Consider the following 21,086-nt stretch of genomic DNA (forward strand, 5'->3'; position numbering starts at 1 on the left):
GTCTTGGCCGCCGCCCGGCCACCCGCCGTCGTGACGCGGCGGTCCCGGGAGTGCGGTGTCGGCCCGGGCGCCCCCCGGGCACTGTTCGCCGAGGTGTTCTGGGCGGCCCTGCACGCGGTGGCGACCCTGACCCGAGCGGGAAGGCTGCCACCGGAGGAGACCGGGCCGAGGGTGGAACTGCTGGTGGACCGGCTCGCCGTGGTTGACATGCCGTGGCGGCGGGCATGACCGGTGCCCTCGGCCCGCGCCTCCGCGCGTACCGCTCGACATCCACCCACGCCGCCGCCAGCGGGTCCCCGTCCCGACCGGCGTGCCGGCGCCGGACGACCCGCGCGCCGGACCCGGGACCCCAGAGGTCGGACACCGGAAGCCGAACAGGCGGGTGATCGGTTGCCGCCGTGGGTCACCACCGGTGTCGGGTACGAGAATGGCACTGTGGAGATCAGGGTGTGGGTGGACGACTGGCAGATGCAGTGCTGCGGCGAGCCGTTCGCGGTCGGCGACCGGGTCTCCTGGAGGCTACGAGACCTGGACCCCGAGTGGCCCGGGCTCGTGCTGGGCAGCGACCTGACCGCTGGTGTCGACCAGGCCGAGGAGCACCATGGACGCGTCAGCGAGGATCTCAGTCCGGTCACCGGGATCGTCGCCTCGATTCATGCCGTCCACTGTCGCTATGCCCCGCTGTCTGACGAACGCCCCACTCACCGTCACCCCGTGCCCGGATCCGGCGCCATGACCTCGGTCCGGTCCGCGGACGGATGGACTCCCGACCGGGGCGACCTCACGTTCGCCGGGTACGTGGTGCGACTCGTCGGCGAATAGACGTGGACCTGATCGCTGTCACGGCGATCCGGGCGGCCCGGTCGAGGTCGAACGCCGCGGTGACCCTGCCGGCCGGTCAACGGTCGGGATGCGGCCTCAGCAGCGGTCGACGAGGGTGGCCGGGTCGGTCGGTGTGGTGCCGAACAGAAGGGCTGCGTACAGCGGTGCCACGACGACGTCGACGACCTGTTGGAGGGTGGGTGGATTCTCGCCGCTGCGTCCGCCGGGGACGGGACTGGTCGACCTGCACTGTCCCCTCCGACGCACCGAAGAAGAGGACAAATACCATGAGTGTCCGCGAAACCGACCAGTAGACCTTCAGTCGCAGCCGCTACGGTGACGTCTGGAACCCGCCGGTCGGAGCCGAAGCCTTCGATGTGGCGAGCGGCACCAGCTTGTATCCGGCCTTCGACGCCACCTGACCGATCGGTGATGGGGCGCCCCGAGTCGCCGCGTCCCGTCGCCACGAAGAGGAGCCATGCCATGTACCACGAGGATCTCGTCGACCAGTTCGCCATCCAGCGGGTGATCACCGAGTACGCCTGGTTCGTGGACCGCCGGGACTGGGACGCTCTGGTGGCGACGTTCGCCGACACCGTGGTCGTCGACTACACCGCGATGAGCGGCGGCGAGGCGGAGACTCTCTCCGGCCCCGAGCAGGTGGACCGGTGGCGGCGGGAGCTTGGTGTGTTGGACGGCACGCAGCACGTGGTCACCGGGGTGATCGCCGACGTGACGGGTGACACCGCCACGGCAACCGCGAACGTGCTGGCTGGTAGCCCGAGCCAGCTGGATCGAGGGAAACATCGGTGTCTTCGCCCGGTGAGCCGATCAATCAGGCTTCCCAGGCCGACCGGGCGAGCCGGGCGGCACCTGCGGTCCCCGCTCCCCGAGCGCCGCAGCCCGTCCGAGCAGGGTGGCGAGGGCTGAGCGGGGCCGGCAACCTGCTCGCCCGTGCACTCTCCTCGGCGTCCACCGCCTCGGCCGTACGGGGCCGGCGCCTGCCGGAGGCGTGCGTGCCCCGGGTTCGCCCCACCTCGACTAGCCTGACCGGATGATCAATCCGGTCGGGCTAGTCATCTTCGACTGTGACGGCGTGCTGGTCGACAGCGAGCACATCGCGGTCCGTGTCAACGTCGCGCTGGGCGCGGATCTGGGCTGGCCGCTGACCGAGGCGGAGGTCATCGAGCGCTTCATCGGCCGGTCCAGCAGGTCCATCACTGAGCAGATCGCGGCTCGTCTGGGACAGGGCGTCGCTGCCACCTGGGCGGACCGGTTCGATCTGGCGCACCGCCAGGCGGTGGACGCGGGCCTGACCCCGGTGCACGGAATCAGCGACGCACTCGATGAGATCACCCAGCCGACGTGCGTGGCCTCCAGCGGTACGCACGAGAAGATGCGCCACACCCTGGGCCGCACCGGCCTGTATCCCCGCTTCGACGGCCGCATCTTCAGCGCGACCGAGGTCGCCCACGGCAAGCCCGCCCCCGACCTGTTCCTGCACGCGGCGGCGACGATGGGTGTCCCGCCCGCGGCATGCGTCGTGGTCGAGGACAGCCAGTACGGGGTCCAGGCAGCCCGCGCCGCCGGGATGCGCTGCTTCGGCTATGCGGGCGGGTTGACCCCCGCGCACCGGCTGGAGGGCCCGAACACGGTGGTCTTCGACGACATGCGCAAACTCCCGACCCTGCTGAACACGGCCTGAAGCCGCGGATGAGCCGGATGGTTGCCCGGTCCAGACGGGACGGGTTCGTGGACTCGTCCGCCCCGGACGCCCACCGGTTCGTGAGCCGGTGCGACGCCCGCCCGCCGGTGCAGCCCGGATGAGCATGGTGTCGGCGTTCGCGCCGATCTGGATCCTTACCGCGGTCGGCTACGCGGCCTGTCGTGGGGGCCTGCTGGGCGAGGCGGTGGCGTCGGTGCTCGGCCGGTTCGTGTTTCATCTCGCGATGCCGTCCGCCCTGTTCCTGGCCCTGTCCCGCATGCCGCTCTCCGGGTTCGCCGGCCGCCCGCTGCTCGCCTTCGGGGTGAGCACCGCCGCGGTCGTCGGGTTCGGGTGGGTGGGCGCGAGCCGGCTGTTCGGTCGTACGGCCGAAGAACGGCCGATCTGGGGCATGGCCGCCGGGTACGTCAACTCGGCGAATCTCGGCATCCCGATCGCCACGCAGCTTCTCGGCGACGTGTCGTTCCTGGCCGAGGTGGTGCTGCTGCAGGTGCTGGTGGTGACGCCCGTGATCCTGGTCGCCCTGGACCGGCACAGTGACCCGGCCGGGCGGGTACGGGTCCGCCGTATCGCCTCCCTGCCGGTACGCAACCCGGTGATCCTGGCGTCGCTGCTCGGTGTCGCGTGCTCGGCTGCCGGCCTGCATCTGCCGTCGGCGGCCGGCGCGTCGCTCACCCTGCTGTCGGGCGCCGCGGTTCCGGCCGCCCTGGTCGCGCTCGGCGCGTCGCTGCACCGCACGGCCCCGTCGCGGGACCTGCCGGTCGAGCCGGCCGAGCTGGCCGTGATCACCGCGCTGAAGCTCGTCGCGCAGCCGGTCATCGCGTACGCGGCCGGGCTGGCCTTGCACCTGTCCGCGCCGCAGTTGCTGGCCGTGGTGGTCTGCGCGGGCCTGCCGACGGCGCAGAACACGTTCATCTTCGGCCAGGAGTACGGCGTCGGCGAGGCCATGGCCAACCGGGCGGTGGTGGTGACCACGACACTGTCGCTGGCCACTCTGGCCGCGGCGGCGGCGCTGCTCGGGTAGGTCCGTCGGCTGACTCGTCCCCGCAATCATGGTGGGTCACGCCGACCATGGCGCTGGCGGCCAGGTCTGCACCCACGATCATCGCCTGATCATGCGGCGGGCGGGAACAGCCTCCAGTGCCCCTCGGAAACGACCTCGACGGTGCCGTCGGTCACCGTGATGGCCGTCTGGTCGTCGATGGCGTACGCCGGGCCGGCGATCTCGGCCGCCCATCTCTCGGCACCAGCCATGGTGTTGTCCGGCTCGAGACCCAGGTGCGGGAAGATCGAGAAGTCGACGACCCCCAGGGTGCGGTCGTCGGGCGCGGACCGCCACTCGACGAAGTCCGCACCGATCCGGGGGGTCAGCACCATGCTCCCCGCACTCAACCCCACCCAGACGGTGTCCCGCAGCGACGGCAGGAGATCCGCCAGCCCGGACTGCCGCATCCAGTGGCACAGGTACGTCGCATCGCCGCCGGCCACGAGCAGGACGTCGGCCTCCCGGACCCAGGAAACCCACCGCCGGTCGCCGATGCTGGGCAGCGCTGTCAGCTCGAGGACGCCCAGCGACTTCCAACCCAGATCGCACATGGGTAGCGGCGTCTGCCCGGTGATGAAGCGCCACGCCGAAGCCGGCCCGCCCATGGGGTAGGCCGCCGTAGGGATGCAGAGGGCGCTGGAGTCGGCGATCGGCTTGCCCAGCAGGTCGACCAGCGCATCGCGGATGCTCGTGTTGTTGACGCCCGCGGACGTGAGAAGAAGCTTCACGGTTGCCTCCGGTACGTAGCGGTCATGACGGTCTCCCCGCGAGTGGAGAGATCGGGTGCATGGGAGTACAGACTGGACACCCCGACGAAACTCATCGCCGTCGCGACCCCTCACGCCCTCCGCACGCACATCGGCCGGTCCGCACGTCGCGAGACGGCTGGCTCCACGACGCCCGTCACACAACGTCACCGACGTGGATCGCCGCCACGACGAGGTCCAGTCGCCGTGCGTAGGTCGAGATCGACTGGGATTCAGCAGCGCCGGTGGTAGAGGTTGCGCCGTGGGGAGCGGTGCGGGTCGAGCCAGGCCGGTGGCCGGAACTCGGGACGCCCGTCGGGCCCCAGCCGCACCGTCCAGTCGCCCTGGTGGACGACGCGGTGGTGGTGGCCACAGAGCAGGACCGCGTTGTCCAGGCGGGTCGCCCCGCCGTCGGACCAGTGTCGGATGTGGTGGCCGTCGCACCAGCGGGGCGGACGGTCGCAGCCCGGGAACGCGCACCCGCCGTCCCGCAGCACGAGGGCGCGACGCAGCGGGCCGGTGACCAGTCGCCGCTGCCGGCCGACGTCGAGGACCTGGCCGTCGCCGCCGAGGACGGCCGGGAGGACGGCGGCGTCGCAGGCGATCCGCCGGACAGCGGCCGGGCTGAGCCGCAGGCCGGTGTCGAGGGTCCCGGCACCGAGTCGGTTGACCAGCGGGTCCAGCGCCACCGAAACGACCAACTGCGGTCGGTCGCCGCCGTGCTCGGGCAGGTCGCCGGTGCGCAGGGCCAGGCGGCAGACCTCCGCGAGGGCGTCGTGCCGCCGCTGGCCCGGGCCGCGGTCGTCGCCGGTGCCCGACGGTGGGCACAGAGGCTCGATCGCCGCCCGGAGCAGCGCAGCCGTCTCGCCGTCCAGGCGACCGCTCAGCCGGACCTGCCCGTCGGGCTGCTCGGAGATGGTGACGTGCCGGTGGGTCAGTGCGCGCTCCTCGGCCCGTCGCAGGGCCTCGGCCTCGGCTCGCTCGGCCAGATCGGGTGCGACATGGTCGAGGATGCGCGCGCCGAGACGGCGCAGGGCGATGGGCTCGTGCACCGCGGCGAGGTCGACCAGCACCTGGGCCGCCTTGTCCGCCACCTCCGGTCCGGCCTCGACCGGTAGCGCGCCGACGGCCTCGACCACCACGAGGGCCTGCTCGACGGTGATCGTGCCCTGCGCCAGCGCCGACCGTGCGGGCGCCGGACCCGCGTCCAGGCTCACCGCCGCTGCCACCATGTGCCGTGCGGCCCGGCCGGTGATCCGCAACCGGTCGCGGAGCCAGCCAGCCGTTGAGGCGGCACCCTGCGCGGTGGCCAGCCCCCGGCTGTCGACCTCCCGCACCAGACCCAGCCGGGCGGCCGCCAGTCGCTGCTCCAGCAGGTGCACGGCGTCGAGCGCGGCGATCAGGTCCGCTTCGGACAATGCCCAGGGCGACACGTCGACGACGTCGTCGACCGCCGCGCGGAGTTGCCCGATCGCCGTGACCATGCGACTACTTTAGGACACCTGTACGACAGTTTCGCCGCCTGCGGTAAGGCTCCATGTGGGAGCGGAGCCGCTGACGGGGGCGGATCCGGCGGCTCGCCGGCCACGGCACCGCCTATGTTCTGAGTCCCGGCGGCCGCGTGGCCGCCCGCTCGCGCTAGCCGGCCGCGTCCGGTGCCGGCGGCCGCGACGCCACCCACCAGAAGGCGGTGGCGGCGACGGCGATCGTGCCGCTGAAGAGGAACGGCGCGTCGGCACCGGCGCTCGCGGCGAGTGCGCCGCCGGCCAGGGTGCCCAGCGCGGCGCAGCCGTAGGTGGTCATCCGCGAGACGGCGACGACCCGCCCGAGCAGGCCGCCGGGTACGAGACGGTGGCGCACCGACAGGGCGGCCACGTTCAGGACGGCGAACGCGGCGCTGGTCACGACGATGACGGTGACGGCGGCGATCCGGTTCGGCGCCACCACGAGAAGCACCGGCACTCCGGCGGTGACCGCCATCGACCAGGTCAACACCGACCGGTGCCGGAACCGCGAGACCAGCCGGTCGGCCGCGAAGGAGCCGGCGAGTCCGCCGGCCGCGCCGGTGGCCAGGAGCAGGCCGAAGCCCAGGGCGTCCAGGCCGAGGCTCTCCCGGGCGTACAGCACGAAGACCGCGAACCAGGCCGCGTCCGCGGCGGCGACGGCCGCGCCGACCAGGACGAGGGTACGCAGCAGAGGTTGCCGGACCAGCCACCGCAGGCCGGCCAGCGCTGAGTCGCCACGAGGACCGTCCACCCCCGAACGGTCCCGCCCGGCGGCCTGCGGCGCCGCGACGGCACCGAGCAGGGTGATCGGCAGGGACAGCACGAGCATGATCGCCAGGGCGAGCGCGGCACCGTTGGCGGCGAAGGGCAGTGCGGCACCGACGACGAAGAGCAGGGCGCCGACCGGAGGACCGACGAACTCGTTTCCGACTACCTCGCCGGCGACGAGGCGACCGTTGGCCCGTTCGAGCTGGTCGTCGCGGACCAGGCGGGGCACCGCGGTCTGGGCGGCGGTGTCCCGCAGCGTCTCGCCCACCCCGAGCAGGAAGGCGGCGCCCGCGACCAGCGGGATCGTCGCCCCGCCGACGGCGACCGCCACGGCCAGCACGGTCAGGACCACGGCCCGACCCACGTCGGCGGCGGCGATCATCGTCCGTGCCCCCCGGCGGTCGGCCAGGGAACCGGCGAGCAGACCGGCCAGCAGCCACGGCAGGATCTGGGCCGCCGCGACGGCGGCGACACCGATCGGGTTGTCGGTCAGGGCGGCGGCGAGCAGCGGGAACGCCGCCAGGCGGATGCCGTCACCGACGTTGGCCAGTGCGGTGGCGCTCCAGAAGGTCCAGAAGGGCCGGCCGAGCGACCGGGAGTTGTCCGTCATCCCGACACCGTAACGGGCTGCCGTTGCCTGCCGAGGTGCAGACGCCGGCTGGTCAGTGGCGTTCCAGGTGCTGCACCTCGGCGGTGAGCAGACGGGCCAGCCGGGCGTGCCGGTCCGGGTCGCGTTGCCGGGTGATGCCCCGACTCGGCATCTCCACGGTCATCAGCAGGTAGAGGTGCAGCCGGTACAGCGCGAGACGTCGCCGCGCCGCCTCGTCGGGCAGCGCCGGTGCGCCGGTGGCCTCGGCATAGCCGCGCAGGAAGGGGTGCGCGGGCTCGTCCTCCGCCCGGCGGAAGAGCAGCGGGGAGACCAGGTCCAGCAACGGATCCCCGAACAGCCAGCGCTCGCCGTCGACCAGACCGCACATCCGGAGTTCGCCGCCGGCGTCGGGCGCGGCCAGGACGTTGCCGTCCCACCCGTCGAAGTGCACCAGCGCGGGACGGCGGACCTCGTCGAGCGGGTCGCCGTACCGGTCGACCAGCGACCGGATCCGCCCCGGGCTCACGGGCAGCCGTACCGCCCAGTCGGTGGCGTCGGCGAGCAGGTCGTCCACCATGGCGCCGAAGGTGTCGCGCCAGGTGGCCGCGCCGGCCCGGCCGCCACCGGGCCGCGCGCGTGAGCCGTCCCCGCCGGGCCGGGACCGGTGGCCGTCGCGGCCGGTGTCGGCGGTGTCGGCGTAGCCGAAGCGGTCGCCGGTGACGCGGTGCAGCGTCGCGACGGTACGTCCGAAGTCGTGCCGGACCCGGTCCAGGTCCACGCCGGTGGACGCCAGATCGCTCAGCGCGCGGCCGGGCAGCCGACCGGTGAACACCCACTCGCCGAGGTCAGGATCGACGCCGTGGTGCAGCACGGGTGGCACCGCGACGGTGGGCGCCGCGGCGGCCACCAGCCGGAAGTAGCGCACCTCGGCGGCGGCGAGGCCGCGTTCGTAGCGCAGCAGCGGCACGTCCGGCGCGGGGGCGACCTTGAGCACCACGTCGTGGCCGTCGTCGAGCCGTACCCACCAGACGGCGGCGAAGCCGCCACCGGCCAGCGGCCCGCAGTCGGCGGTCCGGCGGTCGGCCCCGAACGAGGCGTGCACGTACCGGGCCACGTCCTCGGGGGAGAGGGCGCGCCGGGTGGGGCTGTCCGGGTAGGCCATCAGCTCACGGCGACCGGGCCCGGCACCGGACGGCGCCGCGGCGTGGGGGCCACCGCCTGTGGCACGGCCGCGGTCAGGTCCGGGTGGGCGTCGCGGGCCATCGGCCGATACTACGACGGGGTACGGCCGGCAGCCGCCCGCCGGACCCGCCGTCCCGATCCGGCCTGGTTCGTCGGCCGGACCCGTGCCGTGCCCGCGTCCGGGGCCGGTCCGGTGCTGTCCCGGCGGACGACCTCGGCGGCGAGCACCTCCACCCGAGGTCCCCCGGCGCCGGGGTCCAGCGCGAGCGCCATCGCCCGCGCGCCCATCTCGACCAGGGGCAACCGGACGGTGGTCAGCGCCGGCGTGACGTCCCGGGCGATCGGCATGTCGTCGAAGCCGGTGACCGACACCTGCTGCGGCACCGGCACCGAGCGGGAGCGCAGCAACGCGAGCGCGCCGATGGCCATCGAGTCGTTGAGGGCCACCACGGCGGTCAGCGCCGGCTCGGCGTCGAGCAGGGCGGCGGTCGCGGCGGCGCCGCCGTCACGGTCGAACTCGGCGTACCGGATGCGGTGCTCGGGCAGGCTGCGCCCGTGCTCGGTGAGCGCGGCCCGCAACCCGGCCAGCCGGTCGGTGGTGGTGGTGAGGACCTCCGGGCCGGCCACCACGCCGATCTCGGCGTGCCCGAGCGCGCACAGCTCGGTGCCGATCAGCCAGCCGCCGGTGCGGTTGTCCGGCATCACGGCGTCGCCGGAGTGCTCGTGCCGGCCGATGACCGCCACCCGGCCGCCGGTCTCCTCGTACGCGGTCAGCTTCTCGTTGAGCCGCTTGGTGAACGTGGCGTCGTGGTAGCCCGAGCCGGCCATGATGATCGCGGCGACCTGGTGGCCGCGCAGCAACTCGACGTACTCCAGCTCCCGGTCCGGGTCGCGGTAGCTGTTGCAGATCATCAGCAGCCGTCCCTGGTCGGTGGCGACCCGTTGCAGGCCCCGGGTGATCTCGGCGAAGTAGGGGTCGGACACGTCGTGCACGATGACGCCGACGGCGGTGCGGTGCGAACGCGCCAGCAGCTGGGCGTGGGCGTTCGGCACGTACTGGAGGTCGGCGACGGCGCGCAGCACCCGTTCCCGCAGGTCCTCGGTCACCGGCTTGCTGCTGCCGTTGATCACGCGGGACGCGGTGGCGGGTGAGACGCCCGCCCGTCGCGCCACGTCGGACAGTGTCGCCATGGCCGCCCCCTCACTGACTGTTGACGGCATTTCACCGTGCGGGCTAGCGTCACCGTACCGCAAAGAAAGCCCTTTCCCGCAGGGAGGCCCCGCCATGTCCGACCGCCACGCCGTCGTCCAGCTGGACGAGCTACCGCCCAAGCGGTGCTCGTGCGGCACCACCCGCCGCGCCTTCGTCACCGAGAGCGGTGGGCAGGCCAGCATCCACCTGCTCCAGGTGGGTGACGCGGTCACCCACCACCACAAGGTTGCCACCGAGTACTACGTGGTGCTGGAGGGGGAGGGGGAGATCGAGCTGGACGGGGTGCGTCACCCGGCCCGTCCGATGTCCGCGTTCCTGATCCGGCCCGGCTGCCGGCACCGGGCGATCGGTGACCTGAAGGTGCTGCTGGTGTCGCTGCCCGCCGCCGACGACACCGACGAGTACTTCGATGCGTGAGGCCGGGACGCGGACGGCTACCGGGGTACCGCCGGCCGCCGTGCCGCTGGATCCGCTGCCGGGAGGTGTCGGGGTGTCCCGGCTGTGCGTCTACGACACCGCGGGCCCGGACGGCCTGGTGGGCGGGACGCCGCACGTGCACCTGTGCTGCACCGAGGCGTACGTGGTGACCGGTGGGTCGGGTGTGGTGCAGACGCTGACCATGGACAGCTTCGCCGAGACGCCGCTGGGGCCCGGCGCGGTCGTGTGGTTCACCCCCGGCACCGTGCACCGCCTGGTCAACCACGGTGGACTGCGCATCGTCGTACTCATGCAGAACAGCGGCCTGCCCGAGGCGGGCGACGCGGTGCTCACCCTGCCCGCCGAGTACCTGGCGGATCCCGGCGCCTACGCCGCGGCGACGGCGCTGCCCGGCGGGGGAGCGCCGGGGGCGGACGTGGCCGCCGCGTACCGACGCCGCGACCTGGCGGTGGCCGGCTTCGCGGCGCTGCGCGCCGGCGGCCGGCCGGCGCTGCGGCGGTTCCTCGACGCGGCCGTCGCGCTGCGCCGCCCCCTGATCGCGCAGTGGCGAGAGCGCTGGACGGCCGGCGCGGCGGCGGCCGCCGCGCGCACCGGCGGGCAACTCGACGCGCTCGCCGCCGGCGACGCCGGGCATCTCGCCGACGCCCGGGTGTACGCGGTGCCCGAGCCGGTCGAGCGGGGGCGCCTCGGCATGTGCGGGTTGCTGGACACCTACCCCGCGGGCGGCTGACCGGCGGCACCGGCCCGTGGGCCGCAACCGGGCCGCCGGCCGGTCGGCCGTCGGGAGGACCGGCACCGAAATCGATAGAGGAAAGCCCTTGCCTATGCGGTGAACCCGCCCCTACGCTCCCAGGAAAGCGTTTGCCTGACTCGCTGACCCGGCCCGGTCCACACCGGACGTCTCCGGGCTCGAAGGAGGATCGCGTGACCGACAACGCTCTGGAGACCGGTGGCCGCCGGTCCGCCGTGCCGACGGCCGGAACACCCGTACCGACGGCCGCGACACCGGGCGACCGCGACCACGCGGACCCGGCCGGGCACCCGCCCGCCCACGGCGCCGCCCCGGCCGGCGTGCCGGGGACGCCGACCGACCGGCCGTCCGGTCCCGGCCTGGGCCGGCGGGTCACCGCGCTGGCCGACGCCTTCTGGCGGCCCGCGCTGGTGCTGGTGGCGGTGTTCGCCGCCTGGTGGTTCGTCGCCGCCCGCGAGTACGTGCCGAACTACCTCGTCCCCACCCCCGGCCAGGTGTGGACGACGATGACCGACCAGTGGTCCGAGCTTGCCCGGCACACCCTGGTCACGCTCTACGAGACCGTCCTCGGCTTCGTCCTCGCCGCCGCGCTGGGCCTGGCCACCGCCGTCGCCATCGCCTACTCCCGGACCCTGGACAAGGCGCTCTACCCGATCGTCCTGTTCGCACAGGTCATCCCGAAGATCGCCATCGCGCCGCTGCTGGTGGTGTGGTTCGGGCTCGGCCTGGCCCCGAAGGTGATCCTGGCCGTGCTCATCGCGTTCTTCCCGGTGGTCATCTCCGGGGTGGCCGGCCTGCGCTCGACCGACCCGGAGCTGCTCGACCTGGCGTCCACCATGGGCGCCGGACCGTGGCGCACCTTCCGCAAGATCCGCTTCCCGAACGCGCTGCCGCACCTGATGGCCGGCCTGAAGGTCGCGGTCACCCTCGCGGTGGTCGGGGCGGTGGTCGGCGAGTTCGTCGGCGCCAGCGAGGGGCTCGGGTACGTCCTGCTGCTGGCCAACGGCAATCTCGACTCGGCGCTGCTCTTCGCCGACCTGATCCTCATGTCCGCCATCGGCATCGTCCTGTTCGTCCTGGTCGAGATCGCCGAGGCACTGCTCATCCCGTGGCACGCCAGCCGACGCGCCGGTGTTCCGCTCACCACCTCCTGACCGCACCCGCCGTACCGCGCACCCCTCTGAGTTTCCCACCGACACGGAGGCACCGATGAAGCGCACCGCCACCACCGCCCTGCTCCTGTCCACCGCACTGCTGCTCGCGGCCACCGGCTGCGGCGGCGACGACGGAACCGACGCCGGCGGGAAGAAGACCGTCACGCTGACCCTCAACTGGGTCCCGTACGGCGAGCACGCACCCTTCTACTACGGCCTGAGCAAGGGGTACTACGCCGCCGAGGGCATCGACCTGAAGATCCAGCCCGGCAACGGCTCCGGCAACACCATCAAGCAGGTCGCCCAGAAGCAGACCGACTTCGGCTGGGCGGACAGCCCGGTGCTGGTGAAGTCCGTCGCCAGCGGCATGCCGGTCCGCAGCATCGGCTCCTATCTGGAGAAGGGGCCGGCCTCGGTGGAGTTCTTCGCCGAGAAGAACATCAAGACCCCGCAGGACCTGAAGGGCAAGACCGTCGGCGGCACCCCGGGCGACGCCCTCTACGCGACCTTCCCCGCCTGGCTGGAGCGCAACGGCCTGACCAAGAGTGACGTCAAGGTGGTCAACGTCGACGCCGCCGGCAAGATCGCCGCGCTGGCCGAGGGCAAGGTCGACGCCATCATGGGCTTCTTCCACGACCAGGCCCCGACCATCGAGAACAAGACCGGCAAGAAGGTCGACGTGCTGCTCTTCGCCGACTACGGGATGAACCTGCTCGGCACCGGCCTGGTGGCCAACACCCAGACCCTGGAGAAGGACCCGGAGCTGGCCCGCAGGTTCGTCCGGGCGACGCAGAAGTCCTGGACCGAGGCCGCGAAGGACACTGCCGGCGCGGTCACCGCGATGGCCGAGCTGGCCGAGAACGAACCGCCCGCCGAGGTGCTCACCAAGCAGCTCACCCTGGCCCTGCCGCTGATCGGCACGGACGAAGCACCGGGGGTCAACACCGAGGCGCAGTGGGGCGAGACCGTCGACCTGATGTCCCGGTACGCGGAGCTGAAGGACCCGGGCGCACCGACCGCGTACTGGGACGCCTCCTACGCGGCGAAGGGCTGACCCGGTGGCCGCCGGCACGCCGGTCCGGACCGGCACCGCCATCGACCTCTCCGGGGTGAGCGTCCGGTTCACCTCCAAGCGGTCGCAGACCACCGCCCTGGACGACGTGTCGCTGCGCATCGCGCCCGGGGAGTTCGTCACCATCGTCGGACCGTCCGGCTGCGGCAAGTCCACCCTGCTCAAGATCGTGGCGGGGCTGGTCCGGCCGACCAGCGGCGACGTGTCGTTGATGGGCCGCCCGGTCGCCGGTCCGCAGAAGGACATCGGCTTCGTCTTCCAGCGGGCCGCCCTGCTGGAGTGGCGGGGGGCACGGGCCAACATCCTGCTCCAGGCCGAGATGCGGGGAATGGACCGGCGCGCCGCCGCGCAGCGGGCCGACGGCCTGATCGAGATGACCGGGCTGCGCGGCTTCGAGAAGGCGCTGCCCCACGAGTTGTCCGGCGGCATGCAGCAGCGGGTGGCGTTGTGCCGCGCCCTGCTGCACTCCCCGCCGGTGCTGTTGATGGACGAGCCGTTCGGCGCGCTGGACGCCCTCACCCGGGAGTCGATGAACGCCGAGATGAACCGCATCTGGCGGGACACCGGCACCACGGTGGTGCTGGTGACGCACTCCATCGCCGAGGCGGTCTTCCTCGGCACGCGGGTGGTCGTGATGAGCCCCCGCCCGGGGCGCATCCTGCGCACCTTCGACGTCGACCTGCCGGCCCACCGCGACTACGCGCAGGTCATGTCGGACGCCCGCTTCGACCGCCTCGCCACCGAACTGCGCGGATTGCTCGGCAGCGTCGCCGCGCACTGAGCAGGCACCCGTGAAACGAAAGGAACACCATGACCCGCAGGTCGATCGGCATCATCGTCAACGGCGTCACCGGGCGGATGGGCTACCGCCAGCACCTGGTGCGCTCGCTGCTGGCCATCCGTGAGCAGGGCGGCGTGCCCCTGGCCGACGGGACCACCCTGTGGCCGCACCCGGTGCTGGTCGGGCGCAGCGCCAGCAAACTCCGGGAGATCGCCGAACGGCACGGCCTGGACGACTGGACGACCGACCTGAGCGAGGCCCTGGCCCGGGACGACGTGGAGATCTACTTCGACGCCCAGGTCACCCAGCAGCGGGAGAAGGCGATCCGGGCCGCCCTGGAGGCCGGCAAGCACGTCTACACGGAGAAGCCCCTCGCCGAGGAGACCGGCGGCGCGCTGGACCTGGCCCGGGCGGCCCGCGCCGCCGGGGTCCGGACCGGCGTGGTGCAGGACAAGCTCTTCCTGCCCGGCCTGCGCAAGCTCAAGCGTCTCATCGACGGCGGCTTCTTCGGCCGGATCCTGTCGGTACGCGGCGAGTTCGGCTACTGGGTGTTCGAGGGCGACTGGCAGCCCGCCCAGCGTCCCTCCTGGAACTACCGGTCGGAGGACGGCGGCGGGATCGTGGTGGACATGTTCCCGCACTGGCAGTACGTGCTGGAGGAGCTGTTCGGCCGGGTCCGGTCGGTCTCCTGCGTCACCGCCACCCACGTCCCGGAGCGGGTCGACGAGGCCGGCCGCACCTACCGGGCGACCGCCGACGACGCCGCGTACGGCATCTTCGAACTCGACGGCGGGGTGATCGCCCAGCTCAACTCGTCGTGGTGTGTCCGGGTCAACCGGGACGAGCTGGTCGAGTTCCAGGTCGACGGCACCGAGGGCAGCGCGGTCGCCGGGCTGCGCAACTGCCGGGCGCAGCACCGGGCGGTCACCCCGAAACCGGTGTGGAACCCGGACCTGCCGGTCACCGAGGACTTCCGCGCCCAGTGGACCGAGGTGCCGGACAACGACGACTTCGACAACGGGTTCAAGGTGCAGTGGGAGGCGTTCCTGCGGCACGTCGCGGTCGGCGAGCCGTTCCGCTGGGACTTCCTGGCCGGCGCGCGCGGCGTGCAACTGGCCGAGCTGGGACTCCGGTCGGCCCGCGAGGGCGTCCGGCTCGACGTGCCCGAGCTGGGCCTGTGAGCGCGAGGAGTGAGCCGGGTTTGCGAGCCCCGCAGTCGCGAACGGAAGGCGGATCTGTGACCCCGGTCGAGGTGCGGCTTCCCGGCGGGGTCCGGTACCGGATGCGCGGCGGTCACGGCCACCCGCGTCCGGCCGGGCCGCCGGCGAGCCGGGTCGCGTACGCCGCCGCGCACGTCGTGGCCGACCCGGCGGCGGAGAACGTGCCGGGTGCCCCGGCGGTGCTCGACTGGGAGCGTACGTTGGCGTTCCGCCGGCACCTCTGGTCGTACGGGCTGGGGGTGGCCGAGGCGATGGACACCGCGCAGCGCGGCATGGGCCTGGACCACCCGACCACCCGGGAGCTGATCCGGCGCAGCGCGGCCGAGGCCCGCGCGGTGGGCGGCCGGATCGTGGCCGGGGTGGCCACCGACCAGCTGCCGGCCGGTCCGGCGAGCCTGGCCGAGGTGACCCGGGCCTACCGGGAGCAGCTGGCGGAGGTACGCGAGGCGGGGGCCCGTCCGGTGCTGATGGCCAGCCGGCACCTCGCGGCCGCGGCCCGCGGGCCCGAGGACTACCTGCGGGTGTACGACGATCTGCTCGCCGCCACCGACGAACCGGTGGTGCTGCACTGGCTGGGGCCGATGTTCGACCCGGCGCTGACCGGCTACTGGGGGACGACCGACCTGGACCTGGCCGCCGACACGGTGGTCGAGCTGATCAAGGCACACGAGTCCCGGGTGGACGGGATCAAGGTGTCGCTGCTGGACGCCGACCGGGAGGTGGCGTTGCGCCGCCGGCTGCCGGCCGGGGTGCGGCTCTACACCGGCGACGACTTCCACTACCCGGAGCTGATCCGGGGTGACGAGGTCGGGCACTCCGACGCGCTGCTCGGGGTGTTCGCGGCGATCGCACCGGCCGCCGCCGCCGCGCTGGCCGCGCTGGACCGGGGCGACGTCGCCGCGTACGACGAGATCCTCCCGCCGACCGTGCCGTTGGCCCGGCACCTGTTCGGCGCGCCCACCTGGTACTACAAGACCGGCATCGTGTTCCTGGCCTGGCTGGCCGGTCACCAGGACCACTTCACCATGGTCGGTGGGTTGCAGTCCGGGCGTTCGCCGGCGCACCTGGCCACGTTGCTCACCCTCGCCGATGAGGCCGGCCTGCTCCCGGACGCCGACCTGGCCGCCGCCCGGGCACGGGCGTTCTTCACCGTCGCCGGGGTGGACCAGTGACTGAGCCGGGGCTGGGGCGGTTCTCCTTCAACCAGGCGACGTCGCAGCACTGGCCGCTGGAGGACGCGGTCGCCGGCTGCGTGGACGCCGGGGTGCCCGGGATCGGTCTGTGGCGGGAGCCGGTCGCCGGGTACGGGCTGACCCGCGCCGCGAAGCTGGTGCGCGACGCCGGCCTGGCGGTCACCTCGCTGTGCCGGGGTGGCTTCTTCACCGCCGACGGCTGGCGGGACGAGAACCTGCGGGCGATCGAGGAGGCCGCCACCCTCGGCACGTCGGTGCTGGTGCTGGTATCCGGGGGCCTGCCGGCGGGGAGCCGGGACGTCGACGGCGCCCGGCGGCGGGTCGCCGACGCGATCGCCGAGCTGGCCCCGCACGCGGCGGCGGCCGGGGTGACGTTGGCCATCGAGCCGCTGCACCCGATGTTCTGCGCCGACCGGTGCGTGGTCGCGACCCTCGGGCAGGCGCTGGACATCGCCGAGGCGTTCGACCCGGGTGTGGTGGGCGTCGTCGTCGACGCGTACCACGTGTGGTGGGACGACACGGTGTACGCGCAGATCGCCCGCGCGGGCGCGCGGATCGCCGCGTTCCAGGTCTGCGACTGGGTGACACCGCTGCCCGAGGGCGTGCTGCTCGGGCGGGCGCTGCCCGGTGAGGGCTGCATCGAGCTGCGTCGCCTGCGCGAGGCGGTCGACGCGGTCGGCTACACCGGGCCGGTCGAGGTGGAGGTCTTCTCCGCCGAGGTGTGGGCGCGGCCGGGCCGGGAGGTCCTGGACGCCTCGATCGCGGGCTACCTGCGCCACGTTGCCTGAGCCGCGTCCCGACCCGCCCGGCGTCGCCGCGGCGCCGGGCGTGGGGGTGCGGAGGTGGACCGGGGCGGCCGGTGCCTGGCTGGGCATCGGCACCGCCCCGGCCGCCCTGGTGCTGGGCGCGGCGATGGCCGCCCGGCACGGCGGCGCGGTGCCGCTGGCCGGTCTGCTCGTCGGGGCGGCCCTGATGGCCGGTCTGCTCTGGGGGCAGGGCCGCATCGGGTTGCGGCCACCGCGCGGCGACGGTCGTCCGCTGACCGGGGTGCTGCCGGCGTACGTCCGGCGGGTCCCGCGGGCCGTCCTCGCCGGGGTGCTGGCGGCCTCCATGATCGGCTGGAACGGTTTCAACGTCGGTCTCGGCGGCGCGTCGCTGTCCGCGCTGGCCCAGCTGCCCGGCTGGGCCGGCCCGGTCCTGCTGGAGGCCCTGGTGCTGGCCGTGTCGCTGCGCTCGGTCCGGTTCGGCAACCGGGTCGCCGTGGCCACCACCCTGAGCGCGGTGGCCCTCGTCGGGTGGTGCCTGGTGGCGCTCCCGCCGCCGACCGCGCCGGTCCGCGTCGACGTTTCCGCACCGGTTACCGGTGCCACCTGGGCCGACGTCGCCGCGCTGGTCGGGTACGTGGCCGTGTTCGCCGTCCGCGCCCCGGACTTCAGCGTCGGGCTGGCCCGCCGCCGGGACCTGGCCTGGTGCGTCGGGCTGCTGGTGGTACCCACCCTGCTGGGCGTGGTGGTCGGGGCGGGGCTGTGGTCGCGTACCGGCTCGGCCGACGTCGTCGCCGTCCTGGCCACCGCCGGGGTGGCCGGATGGGGCAACCTGCTCGTCGCGGTCGGCGTGTTCGCCGCCGCGCTGACCACGACGTACTCCGGTGGACTCGCGGTTCGTGGCCTCGCGCCCCGGGTGCCGCCCGCGGTGGCGACCGCCGCCGTGGCCGGGCTCGGCGGGTTGCTCGCGGTGGCCCGGTTCGACCGGTCGCTGCTGTCCTGGCTGACCCTGCTGGCCGCCGCGCTGCCGGCGCTGGTGGTGCCGATGGCGGTCGAGGCGGCGGCGCGCCGCCGGGGGCGCGCGTCGCGCCCGGTCCCGGCCTGGTGCTGGGTGCCGGCAGCGGTCGTCGCGGTGGTCGCCACCGTCGCCGGGGTGACGGGCGCGCCGTTGTTCGGCCTGGCGCTGGCGGTGCTGCTCACCCTGGTCCGGCACCCGTACCGGCGCCGGTGACCCGTCGTGGCCGGCGAGATCGGGGTACGCGGAAGGACCCCCACGCAGAGGAGCGGCCGGTGGGCACAGAGGTCATCTACCGCTCGGTGTCGGTGGACGGCTCCGTCGCGGACGAGAACGACCAGCCCGGACCGCTGTTCGGCTGGTTGCTCAGCGGTGACGTGGCGTGGGACTCCGGCGGCGAGCTGACGGTGTCCCAGGCGTCCTACGACTACATCCGGCCGTACCTGGTTGTCGTCATCCGGCGAGATACTTCCCGGGCCGTGTCGATCCACGGGTCACTCGTTCGACCTCAGGGTGCGAGGGCCGAGTGGCGGCTCCGCCGGATGAGGAGAACGCGATGTCGAAGTACTTGCTGATCATGCGGGGCACCGACGAGTCGAACGCGGCCATGATGGCCGACATCGACGAGATGATGGCCAGGACCCGCCAGTTCATCGAGGAGATGATCAAGGCCGGGGTTCTCCTCGAGGCGGAAGGGCTGGACGATCCGGGCCAGGGCGTCGTGGTCGACTTCGGCGGCGAGGCCCCGGTGGTCACGGACGGGCCGTACGGCGAGACCAAGGAACTGTTCGGGGGCTTCTTCCTGCTCGACGTCGCCTCGAAACAGGAGGCGGTCGAGTGGGCCACGCGGGTCCCGGCGGCCCCCGGGTCCAAGATCGAGGTCCGGCGGGTGGCCGGGAGTGACGAGGTCCCGCAGGACAACGGGACGTTCGTCAAGGAAGGGGCCCGGCGCGAGACCAGCGGCCAGATCTGATGGGTACGCCCGATGTCGAGGCCGTCTGGCGGATCGAGTCGGCGCGGATCGTCACCGCGCTGACCCGGTTCACCGGCGATTTCGGGCTGGCCGAGGACGCGGCCCAGGAGGCGGTGGCCGAGGCGCTGGTGTCGTGGCCGCACGCCGCTCCGGCTAATCCGGCCGGCTGGCTGATGACCACCGCCCGGCGGCGGGCGATCGACGCGATCCGCCGTCGGGTCGCCCTCCAGGACCGGTACGCCCTGCTGGCGGCCGACCTGGCGGTCGACTCGGCGGTCGACGCGGACGTCGATCCCGACCGGATCGACGACGACGTGCTCGCGCTGATGTTCGTCAGCTGCCACCCGGTGCTCTCCCCGGAGGCTCGGGTGGCGCTGACCCTGCGCGTGGTCGGCGGCCTGTCCAGCGAGGAGATCGCCCGCGCGTTCCTGGTGCCCGTGCCCACCGTGCAGGCCCGCGTCACCCGGGCCAAGAAGACGATCGCGGCGGCCCGGGTGCCGCTCGAGCTGCCGCCGGCCGCCGAGCGCCGGGAGCGGCTCGCCGGCGTGCTCAGCGTCATCTACGTGATCTTCACCGAGGGGTCGACAGCCGCGGCGGGCGACCAGCTGCTGCGCCCCGACGTCGCGTACGAGGCGATCCGACTGGCCCGCACGCTGACCGCGCTGCAACCGGACGAGCCAGAGGTGCACGGCCTGCTCGCGTTGTGCGAGCTGACGGCCGCGCGCTTCCCGGCCCGGACCGCCCCGGACGGCTCGCCGGTCCTGCTCGAGGACCAGGACCGGCGGCGGTGGGACAGCTCGGCGATCCGCCGTGGGCTGACCGCGCTGGCCAAGGCCGCGACTCGCGGCCTCGGCGCCTACGGTCTGCAGGCCGCGATCGCCGCCACCCACGCGTCGGCACCGTCGGTCGAGGCAACCGACTGGGACCGGATCGTGGTGCTCTACGAGGCACTCGGCCGGGTCGCACCCTCGCCGGTGGTCGAACTCAACCGGGCCGTCGCCGTTGCCATGGCCTCGGGCCCGGCGCGGGCCCTGGCCATCGTGGACGAGCTGATCGCCTCGGACCGGCTCCCCGGTTCGCATCTGGTCCCGACCGTACGCGGTGAACTGCTGGCCCGGCTCGGCCGGCGACCGGAAGCGCGCGCCGAGCTGGAGCTGGCGGCCCGGCTCTGCGCCAACCAGCGCGAACGCTCGGTGCTGCTGCGCAAGGCGGCCACGCTGGGCTGACTTCGCCAGCTCGGCCGGCCGAACGTCCGATGAGTGATGGCCTGCCAGGGCGGGGCGACCATGCGTCCCGGGAGCAGGCGGCATCTATGGTGCCCACATGTCGATCAGCGATCACGAGCTGGCCATCGAAGCGGCGGAAGCCGGGGCGGCGGTCGTGCGTTCCCACTACGGATCATCGCTCACGCACTTCCCGAAGTCCGCGGGCGACTTCGCCACCACAGCCGACATCGAGGCCGAGAAGGCCATCCTCGACGTCCTGCGCGGTGCGCGCCCGGACGACCTGGTGGTGGGGGAGGAGAGCGGGCGTACCGGCACCGGCGACAACGGTCGCGGGTGGCTGGTCGACCCGTTGTGCGGCACCGTGAACTACGCGGTGGGGAACCTGCTGGCCTCGGTGAACGTAGCTCTACGAACCGGCGGGCGGGTCGCGGTGGCCGCCTCTGCCGATCCGTTCACCAGGGAGGTGTTCTGGACCGATGGCGTCGCCGCGTACGTGCGTCGCGCTGGCGGGGACGAGCGGCTCGAGCCGTCCGCCCACTCCGGGCTGGTCGATGTCAACCTCGACCCGCCCTTTCCCAACGGCGACGTCTTCTCGGCGGCCCGGATGCTCGCCGACGAGAGCTTCACCGAGCGGTTCCGCCCGCGCGTGGTCTCCACCACCCTGGCGGTAGCCTGGGTCGCCGCCGGCCGCCGCGCCGCCTACGTCACCGACGGCCAGCTGCGCGACAGCGTTCACTTCGCCGCCGGTATCGCGCTCTGTGAGGCGGCCGGTTGTGTGGTCACCGGGATCGACGGCCAACCGGTCCACACCGGCATCGGCGGTCTCGTCGCAGCCGCCGACGAGCAGACGCATGCCGCCCTGCTCACTCTTGTCCGCCACCAGGGCCGGCGAAGGGACTGACGGGT

At 73.4% G+C, this 21,086-nt stretch carries 23 protein-coding genes; 18 read left to right on the forward strand and 5 right to left on the reverse strand.

Features of this window, described 5'->3' with window-relative positions; all coding sequences use genetic code 11:
* Positions 1-30: 30 nt before the first annotated feature.
* The 5 genes from D7223_RS14165 (at position 31) to D7223_RS14185 (ending at position 3,569) form a co-directional block, all read left to right on the forward strand.
* Positions 31-228 carry a hypothetical protein gene (locus tag D7223_RS14165; RefSeq protein WP_147252507.1) on the forward strand — a complete coding sequence of 66 codons (198 nt, stop codon included), beginning with the start codon at positions 31-33 and terminating at the stop codon, positions 226-228.
* A gap of 207 nt (positions 229-435) precedes the next feature.
* Entirely contained in the window at positions 436-822 is a 387-nt protein-coding gene (locus D7223_RS14170) for a DUF6578 domain-containing protein (protein WP_158610889.1), read from the forward strand.
* A gap of 483 nt (positions 823-1,305) precedes the next feature.
* Positions 1,306-1,752, forward strand: a complete 447-nt coding sequence (locus D7223_RS14175) for a nuclear transport factor 2 family protein (RefSeq protein WP_158610890.1) — start codon at positions 1,306-1,308, stop codon at positions 1,750-1,752.
* Positions 1,753-1,876: 124 nt separating this feature from the next.
* Positions 1,877-2,527 carry an HAD family hydrolase gene (locus tag D7223_RS14180; protein ID WP_120728834.1) on the forward strand — a complete coding sequence of 217 codons (651 nt, stop codon included), beginning with the start codon at positions 1,877-1,879 and terminating at the stop codon, positions 2,525-2,527.
* Between the two features lie 118 nt (positions 2,528-2,645).
* Positions 2,646-3,569, forward strand: coding sequence for an AEC family transporter (locus D7223_RS14185; protein ID WP_120728835.1), 924 nt, complete (start codon positions 2,646-2,648; stop codon positions 3,567-3,569).
* 89 nt (positions 3,570-3,658) lie between these two features.
* On the opposite strand, the gene D7223_RS14190 is transcribed toward D7223_RS14185, so the two are convergent.
* The 5 genes from D7223_RS14190 to D7223_RS14210 form a co-directional block, all read right to left on the reverse strand.
* Entirely contained in the window at positions 3,659-4,318 is a 660-nt protein-coding gene (locus D7223_RS14190) for a Type 1 glutamine amidotransferase-like domain-containing protein (protein ID WP_120728836.1), read from the reverse strand.
* Positions 4,319-4,569: 251 nt separating this feature from the next.
* Positions 4,570-5,820 (reverse strand): HNH endonuclease signature motif containing protein, encoded by a 1,251-nt coding sequence (locus D7223_RS14195; RefSeq protein WP_120728837.1) that lies wholly within the window; start codon positions 5,818-5,820, stop codon positions 4,570-4,572.
* Between the two features lie 154 nt (positions 5,821-5,974).
* Entirely contained in the window at positions 5,975-7,219 is a 1,245-nt protein-coding gene (locus tag D7223_RS14200; RefSeq protein ID WP_120728838.1) for an MFS transporter, read from the reverse strand.
* A 52-nt stretch (positions 7,220-7,271) separates the two neighbouring features.
* Positions 7,272-8,360, reverse strand: coding sequence for a phosphotransferase family protein (locus D7223_RS14205; protein ID WP_120728839.1), 1,089 nt, complete (start codon positions 8,358-8,360; stop codon positions 7,272-7,274).
* A 110-nt stretch (positions 8,361-8,470) separates the two neighbouring features.
* Positions 8,471-9,571, reverse strand: a complete 1,101-nt coding sequence (locus D7223_RS14210) for a LacI family DNA-binding transcriptional regulator (protein WP_120728840.1) — start codon at positions 9,569-9,571, stop codon at positions 8,471-8,473.
* A gap of 94 nt (positions 9,572-9,665) precedes the next feature.
* Between D7223_RS14210 and D7223_RS14215 the strand changes: the two genes are divergently transcribed.
* The 13 genes from D7223_RS14215 to D7223_RS14275 all read left to right on the forward strand — a co-directional run bounded on the left by D7223_RS14215 (position 9,666) and on the right by D7223_RS14275 (position 21,081).
* Positions 9,666-10,010 carry a cupin domain-containing protein gene (locus D7223_RS14215; RefSeq protein ID WP_120728841.1) on the forward strand — a complete coding sequence of 115 codons (345 nt, stop codon included), beginning with the start codon at positions 9,666-9,668 and terminating at the stop codon, positions 10,008-10,010.
* On the forward strand, positions 10,003-10,761 hold the full coding sequence (locus D7223_RS14220; protein WP_120728842.1) for a cupin domain-containing protein: 759 nt from the start codon (positions 10,003-10,005) through the stop codon (positions 10,759-10,761). The genes D7223_RS14215 and D7223_RS14220 overlap by 8 nt, the downstream gene beginning before the upstream one ends.
* Before the next feature lie 194 nt (positions 10,762-10,955).
* Positions 10,956-11,936 (forward strand): ABC transporter permease, encoded by a 981-nt coding sequence (locus D7223_RS14225; RefSeq protein ID WP_202864646.1) that lies wholly within the window; start codon positions 10,956-10,958, stop codon positions 11,934-11,936.
* 55 nt (positions 11,937-11,991) lie between these two features.
* A complete protein-coding gene (locus tag D7223_RS14230; protein ID WP_120728843.1) occupies positions 11,992-12,990 on the forward strand; it encodes an ABC transporter substrate-binding protein in 999 nt (332 codons plus the stop codon).
* Positions 12,991-12,994: 4 nt separating this feature from the next.
* Positions 12,995-13,789, forward strand: a complete 795-nt coding sequence (locus D7223_RS14235) for an ABC transporter ATP-binding protein (RefSeq protein WP_120728844.1) — start codon at positions 12,995-12,997, stop codon at positions 13,787-13,789.
* A 29-nt stretch (positions 13,790-13,818) separates the two neighbouring features.
* A complete protein-coding gene (locus D7223_RS14240; RefSeq protein WP_120728845.1) occupies positions 13,819-14,970 on the forward strand; it encodes a Gfo/Idh/MocA family protein in 1,152 nt (383 codons plus the stop codon).
* A gap of 101 nt (positions 14,971-15,071) precedes the next feature.
* On the forward strand, positions 15,072-16,181 hold the full coding sequence (locus D7223_RS14245) for a dihydrodipicolinate synthase family protein (protein WP_120728915.1): 1,110 nt from the start codon (positions 15,072-15,074) through the stop codon (positions 16,179-16,181).
* Positions 16,178-16,990, forward strand: coding sequence for a sugar phosphate isomerase/epimerase family protein (locus D7223_RS14250; protein ID WP_238161923.1), 813 nt, complete (start codon positions 16,178-16,180; stop codon positions 16,988-16,990). Before D7223_RS14245 ends, D7223_RS14250 begins: the two co-directional genes overlap by 4 nt.
* Positions 16,983-18,197 carry an SLC5/6 family protein gene (locus tag D7223_RS14255; RefSeq protein ID WP_147252509.1) on the forward strand — a complete coding sequence of 405 codons (1,215 nt, stop codon included), beginning with the start codon at positions 16,983-16,985 and terminating at the stop codon, positions 18,195-18,197. The genes D7223_RS14250 and D7223_RS14255 overlap by 8 nt, the downstream gene beginning before the upstream one ends.
* A 59-nt stretch (positions 18,198-18,256) precedes the next feature.
* Positions 18,257-18,556 (forward strand): hypothetical protein, encoded by a 300-nt coding sequence (locus tag D7223_RS33520; protein WP_238161924.1) that lies wholly within the window; start codon positions 18,257-18,259, stop codon positions 18,554-18,556.
* Positions 18,538-18,954, forward strand: a complete 417-nt coding sequence (locus D7223_RS14265) for a YciI family protein (protein WP_120728847.1) — start codon at positions 18,538-18,540, stop codon at positions 18,952-18,954. Before D7223_RS33520 ends, D7223_RS14265 begins: the two co-directional genes overlap by 19 nt.
* Complete coding sequence (locus tag D7223_RS14270; RefSeq protein ID WP_120728848.1) at positions 18,954-20,180, forward strand: RNA polymerase sigma factor; 1,227 nt, start codon at positions 18,954-18,956, stop codon at positions 20,178-20,180. The genes D7223_RS14265 and D7223_RS14270 overlap by 1 nt, the downstream gene beginning before the upstream one ends.
* Before the next feature lie 97 nt (positions 20,181-20,277).
* On the forward strand, positions 20,278-21,081 hold the full coding sequence (locus tag D7223_RS14275; RefSeq protein ID WP_120728849.1) for an inositol monophosphatase family protein: 804 nt from the start codon (positions 20,278-20,280) through the stop codon (positions 21,079-21,081).
* Positions 21,082-21,086 lie beyond the last annotated feature (5 nt).

The organism is Micromonospora endolithica (assembly GCF_003626595.1).
GTDB lineage: Bacteria > Actinomycetota > Actinomycetes > Mycobacteriales > Micromonosporaceae > Micromonospora > Micromonospora endolithica.

Excerpts from the sequence above, each read along its gene's own strand:
- D7223_RS14185 (WP_120728835.1), top strand. The coding sequence starts at position 2,646 with ATGAGCATGGTGTCGGCGTTCGCGCCGATCTGGATCCTTACCGCGGTC.
- D7223_RS14275 (WP_120728849.1), top strand. The coding sequence starts at position 20,278 with ATGTCGATCAGCGATCACGAGCTGGCCATCGAAGCGGCGGAAGCCGGG.
- D7223_RS14210 (WP_120728840.1), bottom strand. The coding sequence starts at position 9,571 with ATGGCGACACTGTCCGACGTGGCGCGACGGGCGGGCGTCTCACCCGCC.
- D7223_RS14270 (WP_120728848.1), top strand. The coding sequence starts at position 18,954 with ATGGGTACGCCCGATGTCGAGGCCGTCTGGCGGATCGAGTCGGCGCGG.
- D7223_RS14180 (WP_120728834.1), top strand. The coding sequence starts at position 1,877 with ATGATCAATCCGGTCGGGCTAGTCATCTTCGACTGTGACGGCGTGCTG.
- D7223_RS14240 (WP_120728845.1), top strand. The coding sequence starts at position 13,819 with ATGACCCGCAGGTCGATCGGCATCATCGTCAACGGCGTCACCGGGCGG.
- D7223_RS14245 (WP_120728915.1), top strand. The coding sequence starts at position 15,072 with ATGCGCGGCGGTCACGGCCACCCGCGTCCGGCCGGGCCGCCGGCGAGC.
- D7223_RS14200 (WP_120728838.1), bottom strand. The coding sequence starts at position 7,219 with ATGACGGACAACTCCCGGTCGCTCGGCCGGCCCTTCTGGACCTTCTGG.
- D7223_RS14195 (WP_120728837.1), bottom strand. The coding sequence starts at position 5,820 with ATGGTCACGGCGATCGGGCAACTCCGCGCGGCGGTCGACGACGTCGTC.
- D7223_RS14265 (WP_120728847.1), top strand. The coding sequence starts at position 18,538 with ATGTCGAAGTACTTGCTGATCATGCGGGGCACCGACGAGTCGAACGCG.
- D7223_RS14205 (WP_120728839.1), bottom strand. The coding sequence starts at position 8,360 with ATGGCCTACCCGGACAGCCCCACCCGGCGCGCCCTCTCCCCCGAGGAC.
- D7223_RS14230 (WP_120728843.1), top strand. The coding sequence starts at position 11,992 with ATGAAGCGCACCGCCACCACCGCCCTGCTCCTGTCCACCGCACTGCTG.
- D7223_RS14220 (WP_120728842.1), top strand. The coding sequence starts at position 10,003 with ATGCGTGAGGCCGGGACGCGGACGGCTACCGGGGTACCGCCGGCCGCC.
- D7223_RS14215 (WP_120728841.1), top strand. The coding sequence starts at position 9,666 with ATGTCCGACCGCCACGCCGTCGTCCAGCTGGACGAGCTACCGCCCAAG.
- D7223_RS14175 (WP_158610890.1), top strand. The coding sequence starts at position 1,306 with ATGTACCACGAGGATCTCGTCGACCAGTTCGCCATCCAGCGGGTGATC.